General features: G+C 48.9%; 19 protein-coding genes and 3 tRNA genes. 10 read left to right on the top strand and 12 right to left on the bottom strand.

What is annotated here, in order from left to right; all coding sequences use genetic code 11:
* Nucleotides 1-40: 40 nt before the first annotated feature.
* Both cycA and HA50_RS07080 read right to left on the bottom strand, forming a co-directional pair.
* Nucleotides 41-1,432 carry a D-serine/D-alanine/glycine transporter gene (cycA, locus tag HA50_RS07075; protein ID WP_084873764.1) on the bottom strand — a complete coding sequence of 464 codons (1,392 nt, stop codon included), beginning with the start codon at nucleotides 1,430-1,432 and terminating at the stop codon, nucleotides 41-43.
* 353 nt (nucleotides 1,433-1,785) lie between these two features.
* The gene (locus HA50_RS07080) at nucleotides 1,786-2,460 is read right to left on the bottom strand and encodes a DUF4396 domain-containing protein (RefSeq protein ID WP_084873765.1); all 675 of its coding nucleotides are present in this window, start codon (nucleotides 2,458-2,460) and stop codon (nucleotides 1,786-1,788) included.
* Nucleotides 2,461-3,024: 564 nt separating this feature from the next.
* Here HA50_RS07080 and sdiA point away from each other — a divergent pair.
* Both sdiA and HA50_RS07090 read left to right on the top strand, forming a co-directional pair.
* Complete coding sequence (gene sdiA, locus HA50_RS07085) at nucleotides 3,025-3,747, top strand: autoinducer binding domain-containing protein (RefSeq protein WP_084873766.1); 723 nt, start codon at nucleotides 3,025-3,027, stop codon at nucleotides 3,745-3,747.
* A gap of 122 nt (nucleotides 3,748-3,869) precedes the next feature.
* A complete protein-coding gene (locus HA50_RS07090; protein ID WP_084873767.1) occupies nucleotides 3,870-4,481 on the top strand; it encodes an acyl-homoserine-lactone synthase in 612 nt (203 codons plus the stop codon).
* Between the two features lie 32 nt (nucleotides 4,482-4,513).
* Here the strand turns inward: HA50_RS07090 and HA50_RS07095 are convergent, their stop codons facing one another.
* The gene (locus tag HA50_RS07095) at nucleotides 4,514-4,738 is read right to left on the bottom strand and encodes a DUF2594 family protein (RefSeq protein ID WP_084873768.1); all 225 of its coding nucleotides are present in this window, start codon (nucleotides 4,736-4,738) and stop codon (nucleotides 4,514-4,516) included.
* Between the two features lie 430 nt (nucleotides 4,739-5,168).
* Here HA50_RS07095 and uvrY point away from each other — a divergent pair, with 430 nt between their 5' ends.
* The 6 genes from uvrY to HA50_RS07125 all read left to right on the top strand — a co-directional run bounded on the left by uvrY (nucleotide 5,169) and on the right by HA50_RS07125 (nucleotide 8,703).
* On the top strand, nucleotides 5,169-5,828 hold the full coding sequence (gene uvrY / locus HA50_RS07100; protein ID WP_084873769.1) for a UvrY/SirA/GacA family response regulator transcription factor: 660 nt from the start codon (nucleotides 5,169-5,171) through the stop codon (nucleotides 5,826-5,828).
* Complete coding sequence (gene uvrC / locus HA50_RS07105; protein WP_084873770.1) at nucleotides 5,821-7,653, top strand: excinuclease ABC subunit UvrC; 1,833 nt, start codon at nucleotides 5,821-5,823, stop codon at nucleotides 7,651-7,653. The genes uvrY and uvrC overlap by 8 nt, the downstream gene beginning before the upstream one ends.
* Before the next feature lie 68 nt (nucleotides 7,654-7,721).
* On the top strand, nucleotides 7,722-8,270 hold the full coding sequence (pgsA, locus tag HA50_RS07110) for a CDP-diacylglycerol--glycerol-3-phosphate 3-phosphatidyltransferase (RefSeq protein WP_084873771.1): 549 nt from the start codon (nucleotides 7,722-7,724) through the stop codon (nucleotides 8,268-8,270).
* Nucleotides 8,271-8,412: 142 nt separating this feature from the next.
* Nucleotides 8,413-8,488: transfer RNA gene (locus HA50_RS07115), tRNA-Gly, on the top strand.
* Nucleotides 8,489-8,531: 43 nt separating this feature from the next.
* Nucleotides 8,532-8,605, top strand: a tRNA-Cys gene (locus HA50_RS07120).
* A gap of 11 nt (nucleotides 8,606-8,616) precedes the next feature.
* Nucleotides 8,617-8,703: transfer RNA gene (locus tag HA50_RS07125), tRNA-Leu, on the top strand.
* A 124-nt stretch (nucleotides 8,704-8,827) separates the two neighbouring features.
* Here HA50_RS07125 and HA50_RS07130 read toward each other — a convergent pair.
* From HA50_RS07130 to HA50_RS07160, 8 genes are read right to left on the bottom strand one after another with little or no spacing between them, the layout of a single operon-like run.
* Nucleotides 8,828-9,841 carry a tyrosine-type recombinase/integrase gene (locus HA50_RS07130; RefSeq protein ID WP_084873772.1) on the bottom strand — a complete coding sequence of 338 codons (1,014 nt, stop codon included), beginning with the start codon at nucleotides 9,839-9,841 and terminating at the stop codon, nucleotides 8,828-8,830.
* Nucleotides 9,841-10,062 (bottom strand): DUF4224 domain-containing protein, encoded by a 222-nt coding sequence (locus tag HA50_RS07135; RefSeq protein ID WP_021182676.1) that lies wholly within the window; start codon nucleotides 10,060-10,062, stop codon nucleotides 9,841-9,843. Before HA50_RS07135 ends, HA50_RS07130 begins: the two co-directional genes overlap by 1 nt.
* Nucleotides 10,063-10,117: 55 nt before the next feature.
* Entirely contained in the window at nucleotides 10,118-10,462 is a 345-nt protein-coding gene (locus HA50_RS07140; RefSeq protein WP_084873774.1) for a hypothetical protein, read from the bottom strand.
* Nucleotides 10,462-10,698: a hypothetical protein gene (locus HA50_RS07145; RefSeq protein ID WP_084873775.1), complete on the bottom strand. Its 237-nt coding sequence runs from the start codon at nucleotides 10,696-10,698 to the stop codon at nucleotides 10,462-10,464. Before HA50_RS07145 ends, HA50_RS07140 begins: the two co-directional genes overlap by 1 nt.
* Complete coding sequence (locus tag HA50_RS07150) at nucleotides 10,695-11,177, bottom strand: class I SAM-dependent methyltransferase (RefSeq protein ID WP_084878391.1); 483 nt, start codon at nucleotides 11,175-11,177, stop codon at nucleotides 10,695-10,697. The genes HA50_RS07145 and HA50_RS07150 overlap by 4 nt, the downstream gene beginning before the upstream one ends.
* Nucleotides 11,170-11,529 carry a hypothetical protein gene (locus HA50_RS30985; RefSeq protein ID WP_139810902.1) on the bottom strand — a complete coding sequence of 120 codons (360 nt, stop codon included), beginning with the start codon at nucleotides 11,527-11,529 and terminating at the stop codon, nucleotides 11,170-11,172. The genes HA50_RS07150 and HA50_RS30985 overlap by 8 nt, the downstream gene beginning before the upstream one ends.
* Entirely contained in the window at nucleotides 11,529-12,053 is a 525-nt protein-coding gene (locus tag HA50_RS07155; protein WP_208617279.1) for a hypothetical protein, read from the bottom strand. The genes HA50_RS30985 and HA50_RS07155 overlap by 1 nt, the downstream gene beginning before the upstream one ends.
* Nucleotides 12,031-12,192, bottom strand: coding sequence for a DUF1317 family protein (locus HA50_RS07160; protein WP_084873776.1), 162 nt, complete (start codon nucleotides 12,190-12,192; stop codon nucleotides 12,031-12,033). The genes HA50_RS07155 and HA50_RS07160 overlap by 23 nt, the downstream gene beginning before the upstream one ends.
* A gap of 531 nt (nucleotides 12,193-12,723) precedes the next feature.
* On the opposite strand from HA50_RS07160, the gene HA50_RS07165 reads away from it, so the two are divergent.
* Nucleotides 12,724-13,182, top strand: a complete 459-nt coding sequence (locus tag HA50_RS07165; RefSeq protein ID WP_084873777.1) for a hypothetical protein — start codon at nucleotides 12,724-12,726, stop codon at nucleotides 13,180-13,182.
* Nucleotides 13,183-13,753: 571 nt separating this feature from the next.
* Here HA50_RS07165 and HA50_RS07170 read toward each other — a convergent pair.
* Nucleotides 13,754-14,446 carry an XRE family transcriptional regulator gene (locus tag HA50_RS07170; protein WP_084873778.1) on the bottom strand — a complete coding sequence of 231 codons (693 nt, stop codon included), beginning with the start codon at nucleotides 14,444-14,446 and terminating at the stop codon, nucleotides 13,754-13,756.
* A gap of 97 nt (nucleotides 14,447-14,543) precedes the next feature.
* Between HA50_RS07170 and HA50_RS07175 the strand changes: the two genes are divergently transcribed.
* Complete coding sequence (locus HA50_RS07175; protein WP_084873779.1) at nucleotides 14,544-14,801, top strand: helix-turn-helix domain-containing protein; 258 nt, start codon at nucleotides 14,544-14,546, stop codon at nucleotides 14,799-14,801.
* Nucleotides 14,802-14,807 lie beyond the last annotated feature (6 nt).

The following is a 14,807-nucleotide window of genomic DNA, read 5'->3' on the forward strand; positions in this document are numbered from 1 at the left end:
AAAATAAGGCCCTGTAATGGGCCTTATGTTTTTAGAGCGGTCAGGCTTTACGTCGACGCAACAGCCAGCCCATGGTCAGAATCATAAACCACAGCGGTGTGACCATCAGGGCATGACGGGTGTCATCCTGCAGGGTCAACAGCACCAGGACAAAGGCGAAAAACGCCATACATACCCAGCACATAAATTTACCCAGCGGCATCTTAAACGTTGACTCCGCGTGACGCTGCGGATGCTGTTTGCGGTAGGCCAGATAGCTGCACAGGATGATGGTCCAGACGAACATAAACAGAATGGCTGATACCGTGGTGACCAGCGTGAACACGGTCATCACATCCGGGATCAGATAAATCAACGCCACACCGCCGAGCAGGCACAGGCAGGAGAAAAACAAACCGGTGGTCGGTACGGCACGGGCCGACAGTCGGCCAAACGCCTTGTGTGCCACTCCTTGTTCTGCCAGACCAAACAGCATGCGGCTGGTGGAGAAAATGCCGCTGTTGGCAGAGGACGCCGCGGAGGTGAGCACCACAAAGTTGACGATGCTGGCGGCGGCAGGCAGGCCGATCATCACAAACATCTCAACAAAGGGGCTGCGGTCGGCCAGCACCTGGTTCCACGGGGTCACCGCCATAATCACCATTAGCGCCAGTACATAAAACATAATGACGCGCAACGGAATGGCGTTGATGGCACGCGGCAGCACTTTGTGCGGGTCGTGAGTTTCTGCGGCGGCAGTTCCCACCAGTTCAATGCCCACAAAGGCAAACACCGCAATCTGGAAACCGGCAAAAAAGCCGCTCAATCCTTTCGGGAACATACCGCCATGACCCCAGATATTGCTCAGCGAAGCCGTACCGCCACCCGGTGAAGGGTAATGCATCGTCACCAGTACGACGCCGGTGATAATCAGCGCGACGATGGCGACAATTTTGATAATCGCGAACCAGAACTCCATTTCGCCGAACATCTTCACGGTGGCGATATTCAGCGTCAGGAACACCACGACACACAGCAGGGCGCTCATCCAGATGGAGAAATCCGGGAGCCAGAGCTGGAAGTAAGCACTTATCGCCACCACGTCGGCGATGCCCGTCACGACCCAGCAGAACCAGTAGGTCCAGCCAGTGAAATAACCGGCCCAGGGGCCAAGAAGGTCAGCGGCGAAATCGCTGAAGGATTTATATTCCAGATTGGAGAGCAGTAACTCCCCCATGGCACGCATCACGAAAAACAGCATAAAACCGATGATCATATAAACAAAGATGATCGACGGTCCGGCCAGACTGATGGTTTTGCCGGATCCCATAAACAGCCCGGTGCCGATAGCACCCCCAATGGCGATAAGCTGGATATGGCGGTTGTGGAGATTGCGCCGGAGCTTTTCCGGTTGCTCCGTTGTGAGGAGTGCCTCTTTGGATTGATCAACCATAACGATTTCTTTCCTGTTTCGATGTTGTGTCAGCTCTGCTGGCTGTTAATTAACCTGCTGTTGTACAGGGCAAGTGGCATAAGATAGTGGAATAGCACTGGCTCTCGGTAATTGTTTTTTAACATCTGCGACCTTTTGCATGCTTTGCGCTGTCAGTAAATATTTACATGGCGCAATCTTTCACCAATGCGGTTGAAAACTAAGCAGTTTCAGCAGGGAGGGGGCTTAAGCGGTAATGGGGTAAAGGTGGCGAAAGGGATGAAGATTGCGGTTAGCCCTGGTCCTGATGGCAGTGCCGCACATGCCCGTCATCTTCATTTCGGCATGTGCGTTCGCGGCCAGGGACGCTGAGATTATACTGCCGGATTGAGTCCGCGTTTGATGAGGAAATGGTTAGCGGGCCAGGAGAAGAGAAAACCTATTATCATGGCGAGTTGAAGCATGAACCAGAATCCGACCAGCAGTGGATTGATTTGCTGATTTAAAACGAATTTTAGGGCCAGACCCATGAAGAGAAAGATTCCTGCCTGATAAATCAGCAACGGGAAAATTTCAGTTTTCAGCGCTAATAATAATGCGTTGCCGAATGAACGTTTTTCACGTTGGCGAATTGCCAGGAATTGGAAAAATAACCCCACTAATAACGAAATAGCGACGCAAATAATTGCCTCGGTCCATAATGCCGGATTAATCGCAAATTGGTTTAGCAGGGTGATTATCGGGAGTGTCATTATGTCGCCGAATATACAGGCAGCGGCGGATAATGAAGTGGAAATAAAAATGGTTTGCCAGCCAGCGTTACGATGTAATTTTTGCGGAACCAGCAGGGCAAGTTTTACCTGACGTGAGGGTTTTCTTCCCAGATACCACCAGGCCAGCCAGCCAATGAATGGCATATATAGCCCGGTTAATGGCCAGATTATATTCATCACCGCGACCGGATGAGGGTGACGGAAGAGGTCTTTTAAAATCATCAGGGCGGTACAGCCACCCAGAACAAGGAAGGGTAATGCCAACTGGTTCAACATAGTCAGTCCCGCTTAGCTTCTCGAATACGCGCGACAATGCGGTCAGCCCGGCTGCGGCATTGTCTTCCCCTGCAAATCACCGTTGCGTGTTACGCCGCTCACTGCTAAGAGTAGCTGGAAACCTGCCTGACGGGAATCACTGCGAGGGGTGAAAAAGTGAACGGGTGGCAGAAATAAATGAGATAAAGAATAAGGGTAGGCGGAAATGTGGCATAAATTAACCTGGAGGGTGAGGTTAAAACACTGTAAAGAATAGATTTCAGTTAATGATGATGCTGAATACTTATCAAACTATTGAAAATTTTCGATGGTCAGAGAGATTGAAACGACATAAGAAAAATCCTATTCTAATCGTCAGCATCAGTGAAAATTGTGATGCTGTTAACAAAGACGATATGCCCAATCCATTCCATTACGGTAACGCATTGACAACCGGATGTTTATGATTGTGATCTGACGGCTTGAACTCTTTTCCATCAATATTTTTTCTCTAACTAATTTAATTTTTGTGTTAATCAGTTCGAATAACAAGGTGCAAGAGCGTTAAACCGCGCTGAGGCAATAATGACGACCGATAATTATTTCGTCTGGCGAGGCGAGACCGAAATTCAATTTCAGACTGTTACCGCAGTGATGCAATTGAAATCGCTCATACAAAAACACGTAGAAACACTGGGATTTGATTACTTTGCCTTTTTGATCCAGCATCCGGTGCCTTTTACCCGACCGCGGATCTTTTTGTTTAGCACTTATCCTGAAAACTGGGTCAGCCGGTATGAAAGTGAGAACTATTATGCTGTCGATCCGGTGCTGTTACTTTGTCAACGCCCTGGCCACGGGGTGGAGTGGACGCATGACCTGTTTAGCGGGGCCGGCAACTTATGGGCCGAAGCCAACGCTTACGGCTTGATGAGTGGTTTTTCCTGCTCCGCAATGGCATCAAATCGTGCCATTGGTATATTATCTATTGCGTCTAAGCAACAGAGTAAGACCCGACACTTACGCGTTGAGCTGGAGGTAAAACTTCACTTCCTGGCGGGACTGAGTCTGCGTGCGCTGGGGCGTCTCAATGATAGCTCCATGGCAGTTTTATCTAATGATTTTAGCCAGCGCGAGCTGGAAATTCTGAAATGGACGGCGGAAGGAAAAACCTCTGCGGAAATTTCACTTATTTTAGCGATTTCGGAACACACGGTGAATTTTCACCAAAAAAATATGCAAAAGCGCTTTAATGTTTCCAATAAAACGCAAATTGCCTGTTATGCCGCAGCAATTGGTCTGATTTAGCGAAAAGGCAACTACTAACTTTAGTAGTTCCCAGCCCGAAGCCAGTTGTCTACCCTGCGCCGGAACTTTGCCAGGCTGGCGCAAATAAATCATTGCAAACATGGGGATGTCAGGGGCGCATGATGAAAATAATTCAAACCCAGTTAAAGGATATGCCGTCCTCACTGCTGGCGGAATTGGGGACTTATCGCTACAGCGTGTTTGCGCGTGGTGAAGGATGGTCCATTCCACCTCGATTAAGCACCCCAGGTCAGGAGTATGACCGTTTCGATCGTTCGGATGTCACCTGGATGATTGCCTGGGACCCTCGTCGCGGGATTTGCGGCTGTTCCCGACTGATGCCGTGGCAGGAACCTGAAGTCACCGAAGGTTTGGTGTTACCTTTCAGCCATGAAAAGGTTTGGGAGATGTCACGTTTCTCTGCCCGACTGGAAGTGGATGCGGAACTGCCGCTCAACATTCTGTGGCACTCGGTGCAGCTGGCAGAATTAAGTAATATGGAGTTTTTGATCAGCTCCGCTACGCCGATGCTGGAAAAGATGTTTGAACAGCATCAGGTGGTTTATGAACCGTTGTCGCCAGGATTGATTCAGTCTGAGGATAATCTGTTCGCCATTCGCATCCCGGTGCACCAACCGGCGCTGGCTGATAAATACCGCGGTACGCGGCGGTTTAGCCCGGAAGAAGTATTGCCGACATTGGGTGTTTCGGTTAACTGGCAATCACACAGCTAATGTCCCCGCGCGTGCGGCGCGGGGCAGGCCGCTTACTGACGGTAGGCGGTTTTGATTTGGCGAATGGTATTGCTGAATACTTCCGCCTGCGGTTTTTCCCCTAACGTTTGCACATAGCGTTCCATATTGATGATCACTTTCCCGGCATCCGCCTGACCCATTCCCTTCAGAATCAGTGTGACCATCATTTTCAGGCAGGCAACTTCATCTGCCAGCTTCTGCGTTTCCTGCGAGGTTACAAAGTCTTCATCACTCATAATCGACTCCCTGGTTGTGTTACATGATCCAGGCACATTCTTCCTGTGCGCAAAAAACAGAGTATATCATATGGTTGTCAGAGCAATTTATTCGCGCTGAAATCAGAAATTCATGCTAAAAACGAAATAATAAATTGCTGTATTTATCGTCAATAAAAAATGACGGGAAGCATTATTTATTTTACATGTTATGAGCATAAAGCGAGACGTGTTATAAATTATAACTTAATGATATTGATGGTTATTTTACTTTTTTATTCTCGCGTGTTATTGCCGGATACTAAAAATGAGTGGTCCATACCCTCTATTTGATTTGTATCATTTGAAGCGGGATTTATCTGCGGCGGGCGATGTTCTTTGCCCAGAAAACCCGGTAAGATAAGCCTCCTGAAAATATATTCCCCATCACTAACCTGCGGAGTACGTCCCGTTGATCAGCTTGCTTCTTGTTGATGACCATGAACTGGTACGCGCCGGCATTCGTCGCATACTGGAAGATATGAAGGGACTGGTAATTGCCGGGGAAGTGGCTTGTGGTGAGGATGCGGTGAAATGGTGCCGTAACCATCCGGTGGACGTCGTGCTGATGGACATGAACATGCCCGGCATTGGCGGCCTTGAAGCAACGCGCAAAATTGTGCGTTACAACCCGGATATCCGCATCATCATGCTGACTATTCATACCGAAAACCCACTGCCTGCCAAAGTCATGCAGGCAGGTGCTTCGGGTTATCTCAGCAAAGGTGCCGCGCCGCAGGAAGTGGTAAGTGCTATCCGTTCGGTACATGCCGGGCAACGCTATATTGCCTCTGATATTGCGCAACAGATGGCGCTGAGCCAGATTGAGCCGCAGAAAGCCGAATCACCCTTTAGCTGTTTGTCGGAAAGGGAATTGCAGATTATGCTGATGATCACCCGGGGGCAGAAGGTGACGGAGATTTCCGAGCAGCTTAGTCTCAGCCCCAAAACCGTTAACAGCTACCGCTATCGTATGTTCAGCAAACTGAACATCAGTGGCGATGTGGAGTTAACGCATCTGGCCATTCGACATGGCCTGTATAATGCGGAGCCGTTAATCAGTAGTGAGTGACGTTTTCAATTCCAAAGCCTTTCTCAGCACCGTGACCAGTCAGCCCGGCGTCTACCGTATGTATGACGCGACAGGCACGGTGATCTATGTTGGCAAAGCCAAAGACCTCAAAAAACGCCTCAGCAGCTATTTCCGTTCCCAGGTCGGTAGCCGTAAGACCGAAGCGCTGGTCAGCAATATCCAGCAAATCGATGTCACGGTCACCCATACCGAAACCGAAGCGCTGTTGCTGGAGCATAATTACATCAAGCTATACCAGCCGCGCTATAACGTGCTGCTGCGCGATGACAAATCTTATCCTTACATCTTTCTCAGCGCCGATACCCATCCGCGGCTGGCGATGCACCGTGGGGCCAAACATGCCAAAGGCGAATATTTTGGCCCGTTTCCGAACGGTTATGCAGTACGTGAAACTCTGGCGCTGCTGCAGAAAGTGTTCCCGATTCGTCAGTGCGAAAACAGCGTTTATCGCAATCGTTCACGGCCATGTCTGCAATATCAGATTGGTCGTTGCCTCGGTCCCTGCGTAGCCGGTCTGGTCACTGAAGAAGAGTATGCGCAGCAAACCGATTATGTGCGGCTCTTTCTGGCGGGTAAGGATGACCAGGTGCTTAATCAACTGGTCAAAAGAATGGAAGCCGCCAGCCAGGATCTGCGTTTTGAAGAAGCCGCACGGTTACGCGATCAAATCCTGGCGGTGCGTCGCATTACCGAGAAGCAGTTTGTCTCCAATCAGGGTGATGACCTTGATGTGATGGGCGTCGCCTACGATGCGGGTATGGCATGTCTGCATGTCTTGTTTATCCGTCAGGGTAAAGTGCTGGGCAGCCGCAGCTATTTCCCGAAGGTTCCGGCGGATACGGAACTGGCGGAGGTGGTACAAACCTTCCTCGGCCAATTTTATTTGCAGGGCAGTGAGGCGCGTACTTTACCGACCGAGATCCTGCTGGATTTCAGCCTGCCGGAACGCGAGTTGCTGGCTGAATCGCTCAGCGAGCTGGCCGGGCGGAAGGTGAATATCCAGAGCAAACCGCGTGGCGATCGCGCCCGCTACCTTAAGCTGGCACGAACCAATGCCGCAACCGCGTTGACCACGCGACTTTCGCAGCATTCGACGATACAGCAGCGATTAGCTGCACTGGCAACGTTCCTCGAACTGGACCAGATCAATCGTATGGAGTGTTTTGATATCAGCCACACCATGGGGGAGCAGACCATTGCTTCCTGCGTGGTATTTGATCGCAATGGTCCGTTGCGTAGCGATTACCGCCGCTACAATATCGAGGGCATTACCCCCGGCGATGATTATGCAGCGATGAATCAGGTATTACGTCGGCGCTACGGTAAAGCGCTGGAAGAAGATAAAATCCCTGACGTTATCCTGATTGATGGCGGTAAAGGGCAGCTGGCGCAGGCCAAGCAGGTATTTGCCGAACTGGATGTGCCATGGGACAAAGACCGTCCTATTTTGCTCGGCGTGGCGAAGGGGAGCGATCGTAAAGCGGGTCTTGAGACGCTATTTTTCGAAGCGGAAGGGGAGGGCATCTCACTGCCACCGGATTCGCCAGCGCTACACGTCATTCAACATATTCGTGATGATTCTCACAATCATGCGATCTCAGGCCACCGGAAAAAAAGGGCCAAAGTTAAGAACACCAGTGCGCTGGAAAGTATCGAAGGTGTCGGGCCGAAACGCCGTCAACAGCTGCTGAAGTACATGGGTGGCCTGCAACCATTGATGAATGCCAGTGTGGATGAGATAGCGAAGGTTCCGGGCATTTCTTTCGCGCTGGCAGAAAAAATCTTCTATTCACTGAAACACTAGCATTGAAACAGGGGGGGCAATGTAGGAACATACGTTAAATTCTACCCATACCAGACAGTTACTGGCATATGCAATTTAACATTCCTACATGTCTTACTTTGTTTCGGGTCGTGCTGATTCCTTTCTTTGTGCTGGCTTTCTATCTGCCATTTCATTGGGCACCTTTTGTTACGGCGTTCATTTTTGTGGTTGCAGCAGTTACTGACTGGTTCGATGGCTTTCTTGCGCGTCGCTGGAAACAAACCACGCGTTTTGGTGCGTTCCTTGATCCGGTAGCCGATAAGGTGATGGTGGCGATAGCGCTGGTGCTGGTGGCGGAGTATTTCCACGCCTGGTGGATTACACTGCCTGCAGCCACGATGATCGCTCGTGAGATCATTATTTCTGCGCTACGTGAATGGATGGCGGAAATAGGTAAGCGCAGCAGCGTAGCCGTCTCCTGGATTGGTAAAGTGAAAACCACAGCGCAAATGCTATCGCTGGTGGCGCTATTATGGCGTCCAGATGCCACGGTGATTGGCGTGGGTGTGGTTGCTTTATATATCGCGGCAGTGCTGACCTTCTGGTCAATGTTCCAGTATTTGAACGCAGCGCGTGGTGATTTGTTCGAACGGTGATCGATGCGATTCAAAAAGCAGCAAACGGACGCACTGTGAGGATAATTTTATTGACTCATTGCGCCAGTTCAGTAGAATGCATCGCATCGAACGGCAGCGTGTCTGCAAAAAGCTAAATAAAATCAGCAAGTTCGATGATAATGCGGGAATAGCTCAGTTGGTAGAGCACGACCTTGCCAAGGTCGGGGTCGCGAGTTCGAGTCTCGTTTCCCGCTCCAGATTTAGCACTCTGTTCGTAACGGAATGCACATCAGATTGAAAGGCGCGTTGGCAGAGTGGCCATGCAGCGGATTGCAAATCCGTCCACCTCGGTTCGACTCCGGGACGCGCCTCCACTTTACACCCTGCCCGGGTGGTGAAATCGGTAGACACAAGGGATTTAAAATCCCTCGATCGTAAGGTCGTGCGGGTTCAAGTCCCGCCCCGGGCACCATATTTATCTGCCGATAAAACCGAATAAAATCAAAGCAATAAGCAGTAATGTCGTAACCGCCCAAGGGCGGTTTTTTTGTTTCTCTACCTCGTTTTCCTAATATCCTTTCCTAATATACTTCGCTCTATTTTTGACCGCCGACCACAGGGACAACTGCAATCTTGCGATTGTAGCGCGCAGTTTGCTCAACATTTTTGTGCCCTGATATCGCCTGCTTCTCATATAAATTCCCATCTAGATCCGAAATGCCTTTAGCCTTCAGATCGTGGAAAGTGAAATCGAAGGTCATCTCTGGGAATTTCTCTTTTGCTTCCTTCTTCGCTTTCAGCCAGCGGCTGTTAAAGCCATCACGGGTATATTTCGCACCTGATGGCTGGTGGATCACATAGATGCTACTCATCCCTGTTTTTAACGGCAGGCATGAGGCATCCCTGATAATTTTCTCAAGGCGAGGAGACCAGCCTTTAATCTGAGACACCGAAGTTTTGCTCTGTTTGATTAGTATTCCTTCGTCAATCAATTGGCTTTTCTTCATTTCGAGAACATCACCCTGACGAGCACAACACAGGTAAGCCAATTCCATGGCAATCTGAACAACGTCAGGTGCAACACTAAACAGGGCAGCATATTCAGCATCTGTCACATAGCGATCTCTGGCCTTCTCTTTGAACTGTTTTACGCCTTTTGTCGGATTGCGCTTCACAATACCTCGCTCATACCCCCAACGATAAATACGCGACATGAAAGCCTTTTCCCTGTTAGCCTGGGTGCGACTTTTCAATCCGCGTTTATCCATGTATTTGCGGATATGCTCAGGTTTAACTGCATCAGAAGGCATGGAGCCAAAGACAGCCAAAACGCTTTTAGAATATTTTCTGTAATCTTTCTGGGTTTCGGGTGCCAGCTCAAAGAAATCTGCTGACTTGAAAAAGCGATCAGCCAGTGCAGCAAGAAGGCTGTCATCAGGCAATTCGTTCAGTAAAGACTCATATGCTGCCCACACCTGAGACTGAGGTGCGTCAAGGCTGCAAAGCCTGATTGCTCCACCATTTTTGGGGTGAAACTCAAACGCTGATTTGCCCCGGTAAACACGGGGCGGCATCCAACTGTCTTCTTTATTTTTTCTGGTCCGGGCCATTAGTCGAGTGCCCCAAAGTTAGGTTCAAATGCATCCGGCATCACTGTCTTACGGTGAGTGATGGGATCGTTGAAATGTTGCCAGGTTGTGCGAGGACGTCCATCGCGACGAACCACGAAGAAAACCCCAGCTTGCTTTAGACACTGGCATTGTTTAGACGGGATTTTGTACCCGGTGATTTGTTCAATGTCAGCATCAGAAATTATATCGTTGGTCTGCATATCCATCTCTCCATGCCTTTCCTGCTGCAACAGGTAAATTAATGACCGTGACATGTCACGGTGTGATTTTTAACCTCAGTTCATGCCAGCCGCGATTAAGCCAGCATGCTTCCTCTACATCACAAACGCATTCCGTTACCGGCAACTGATCACCACAGCGGCCACAGTTGCGTTTATTCAGTTCTGCCACCTGGCGTTTTAATTGGGCGTTATCGATACGAATAAGCATGGTGAGGTATTCGCTGATGTCGTATGGTTCGCGCCCAGGGCGACGACCGGCGCAATTCTGCGCCAGCATTTCGAGTTCCTGATTATCGAGAGTAACCTCAATAGTTTTTTCACCGGCAGCGGCCTGACGGGCGCGCTGGATGGCTTTGCGTTCTGCTGAAGTTAAAGCCATTAGCGTACCTCAACGTCCGTTGAAATTGCCTGCACCACTGGCGTGCCTACAACACGGATGTCCTGCCCATAAAATAGTTTGCTCAGCTTACCGTTCGCTTCTTCAATCGCCTGCCGATACACCTGGCTAATTTGGCAATCTGGCCCCCACATGCCGAGATTTGAAATCTCTATGGTTATCGTCACCTTTGCGCTGGTGGATGTTCTTACGATAGGCTTGCGCTGAAAACTGCTCATTTGGTTGGCTCCTTCAGAAAAAGAATCCAGTGGGTTTTGTCGCTTTTGCCGGTGCGCTGCCAGATAGTTGGTTTTTGGTCGGTCAAAGCAATAACCTGGCTAACTGGTATCTGCGTTTCGTTCCATTTAAAGATGAGAGTGCCGTGTGGCCGCAACACCCTGAACGCTTCGCTGAAACCGGCGCGGATATCATCACGCCACGTCTTCTTATCCAGTGCGCCGTACTTCTTACGCATCCAGCTATTTTCCCCAACCCGCTCCAGGTGAGGTGGGTCAAACACCACTTGAGCGAATCTGTTATCAGGGAAGGGCAACTCCCGAAAATCGGCAGTGATATCTGGCCCAATGTGCAGCGACCGACCATCGCATAACGTGTGTGATTCGCTGCGGATATCAGCGAATACAGCACGAGAGTCCTGCTTATCCAGCCAGAACATGCGAGAGCCACAGCACATATCGAGGATTGGACGCTCACGCATAGTCTTCATCCTCTTCCCGCCAGGACTTTCGTTCTTTATCAATACAGGGAAGACAAACGTCATAAACTCTACCGGAACTCCCCTCTTCAATATCCCTGTGTGGATAGAGTTGATCGGCATGCTTCCTGCACCAATCGCAGCAACCCGAACGATCTGAATTCTTCGATTCTTCGATGTGAGCCTGATAACATTCTTGGCACATGTCTAAATATTCACACCCGAATGAATCTGTTTCGCCCTGGACACGTTTTACAGCGTCTCTTTCAGGATGATCGTCACATTTAGTATTAGATGGTGCCGCTTTCGTATTTCCGGGAAGAGAAGAAACCGGACCGTTGCTAATATCTGCCATCACTCACCATCCTTAGCTGGTTCTGGCTTGATAAATTCCGCATAGGCCAATACGTCAAGATCAGACTTTTGGTAACAGTAATCAAAATCAGGGTGGGAGCAGAGGTCATGCCAGCCTTCAGGCCAGTACGGATCGCCATCAAATGTAGTCATTTCAGCGTCACAGAAGGCGTCTTCATCTTTGGGCGCAGGGCAGTTGAAGAAGAAGAGATCAGTAACATGCAATGACCCATTTTTCAGGCGGTGAGTAACCCAAAATCGCTCGTTGCTTCCTTCAGGGATGCAAGGTGATCCTGTCTTCCAGGTAACTCCTGCCGCCAGAGAATCCAGCTTCTGTTGCAGTTCATCGCCACGCACCACTGCAACATCAAGACGTGTTGAAATATCAGATACCAGCTTTGCTACTTCCATCAGAGGAGAGTCAGCGGAGAGGGCATTAGCCAAAGCATGCCCGGCTTGCACCAATTCTCTGTTTGTTTTTTGGTTAGTCATGCTGGTGGCCTCAGTGAACGGTTTTACTGGCATTGTTAAGGTGCTCCGCTGCGTTTTGCGCCGCGATAGGGTTTTTAATCACTGCGCCGTCAGGCAAAAGCCAACCGTGAAACAGGCCGCTATAGGGAAGGGTGATCATCCCGACAATGATGTGATCGTGTGGATGCTGCATATATTTCTCCATACCGATTTTTGGTTGCACGAATCCCTTGCCGTTGATGGCAATAAATTGAGAAGGGATTCATTCAAATTGACTGGCAGGTACTGCAACACCTGCCGCCGTTACTCTCCATACCTGAAAGGGTGTGTGGTGCCGGGTGCCTCCCGGTGCCCTATGTAAGCTGACAAAACACAGGGAGGTGACTTATAGAATTGACGCATCGCACGAAACGATTATTGTCAGTTTTACCGCGTGCGCTGGCCGCATTCACCACAACGGAGAGAGCACTGTCAGGACGCTTCAGGCGCTATACCCGCCATCGGCCAATGCTCTTGCCTGTTGTGTGCCGGTTTATTTATTCACGTCCGGCCCGTGTTTCCCTGCTATTCCCCAACAACAAGGAATCGGATAATCTGGATATACCCCAACAACAAAGAAGGAATCTCGGATGTCTGATGAAACTCCTGGCTATGAAGAAAGACACATGCCGGTAAACAAAAGACCACCTCCGCCGCCTAAAGATGATGATGAGTGAGATAAGCCATGACCCGACATGAATTGATTTTTGACATTACGTATTCCCATTATCTCGAAAAGATGTACGGCACCATTACTGGCCGCATTGATCGGGGAATCACATTAATAATCATTGCTGTCGGTCTAAGTGCCTTCACTCCAATCTTTAGCAAAACATGGTTTGCAGCCATCATCGGCCTGCTTTCTGTTGCTCAAATTGTCTATCAATTCGCCCGCCAATCCGGTATTTCTGAAGACTTGGCGCGGAAGTATCTTTCTTTGCTAACTGACGCCGATCTGTTATCAGATTCGGAATTGCATTCCCGATTTAAATCCCTTCAGGAGAATGATTCCAACGTATGGGGTGTACTTAAAGCCCCCGCCTATAAAAGGGCATGCATAAGTATGGGGTTAACTGACACCACCCAAAAATTGACCTTCCGGCAAAAAGCATTTGCGATGATGGCGGGAGACATAACCGATTAGGAATGCAATATGATCGATCATGCTGGTGGGCACAAACCAAATAACCCACGACCTCCAGCTCCACCCACACCATTACCTCGCCGATAAAGCACATAACTGGCGTTGTGTTGAGGTATCCAGATTTTTAAAGAGCTAAGCGTCCTGACGGGCGCTTTTTTATTTGTTCATATTGAAAACGGCACTTACTCCACGTCTCTAAAGCGTCCGAAAACACCCGTTCTGCAAATGCCATTGTCATTGTGAAAAAGGGCGGCTAAACCGGAGCAATCACCAGAGAAACCGCCAACCAACTACCTACTTAAACGAGGTTTAAAGTTCCACTATCACAACACCCTGGTCACCATCACAGATCAGCCTCGGGGAACAACCGCAAGAAGGTGAGTAAATCGGCCAAGCTGGTGTTAGCCATGTTCTTTACCATCTTCATTTGGGGTTATCTGATCGCTGTCGATGAATTTATCATAAACATTGTTTGCGATATGCGCAATATTTAAATTGCGCAATATGCAAATTGTTGCGGCGAAAAAAAATACCGCCACTGTGGGCGGTACTTGTGAAGGAGGGAGAAAGGTTAACCGTGTCGTTTGTAGGCTTGCGTCTGGCTTATCATCACCTTGCCAAAAACGTAGAAGCGATGCTCATTTTTTTCATCAATGTGCCACTCACGGTACTTAGCGTTGTCCGAAAGGACCAATATTTGGTCTGGAATGATTTGCAATCGTTTTACGTGTATTTTTTCATCAAAACCAAAAACATAGATTCCATCACCATCAACGGTGTGCACTGAAACATCGACAAAAATCAGATCGCCGGGGTCAATTGTGCCAGCCATGCTATCACCGCGAACATTAATCACCTTAATTGATGATGATGGCATTCCGTTGAAAAGTGACCGTGCATGTTCATTCTCATACTCTATGGAACGGATGATATCTATCACGTCACCTGATTTGATAGAACCTGGCCCAGCGCTGGCGCTCACATCCAAGATATCCACACGATACACAATACCGGCCTCCTGCTTTACACTTTCTTTACTGTGATTATATACAGTAATTTCAGTAGGGCCAGTAGTAAATAGATCACTTACGTTGACAGATAGCGCGTCTGCTATCTTCTTAATCGATTGTTCAGTAAATGATTTCTGCTTACCGGTTTCAAGACGTGAAATATTAGCACCGTCTATACCAACGGCTTCAGCCAGTTCTTCAATTTTGAGACCACGCGCTTTGCGCAGCTCTCTTATCTTCATTCCAATGTTCATGCGTTTATTACAAGTCTTATTTGCATGACACGCAAATCATCTTGCGCAAATCCCTTGATTGCCATAATATGCGAATTACGCAATTAAGGGGGTGAAAATGCAAAATCCGCAAACGCCATTGCGAGCCGTTAGACAGGCAAAAGGCTTAACACTTAATCAGGTAGCGGAAGCAATTCAGTTAGATGTTGGAAACCTTAGTCGAATTGAGAGAGGAATTCAGATTGCATCACTTGATGTAGCTGAACGGCTCTCGATTTTCTTCAAAGGTCAAGTCACTGAAATGCAAATTCTTTATCCAAAGCGATTTGTTCTAACTGAAGCTGAACAACGAACGAACTCACCCGGTAAGAATTAAATACTC

This window comes from Pantoea cypripedii, assembly GCF_002095535.1.
Lineage (GTDB): Bacteria > Pseudomonadota > Gammaproteobacteria > Enterobacterales > Enterobacteriaceae > Pantoea > Pantoea cypripedii.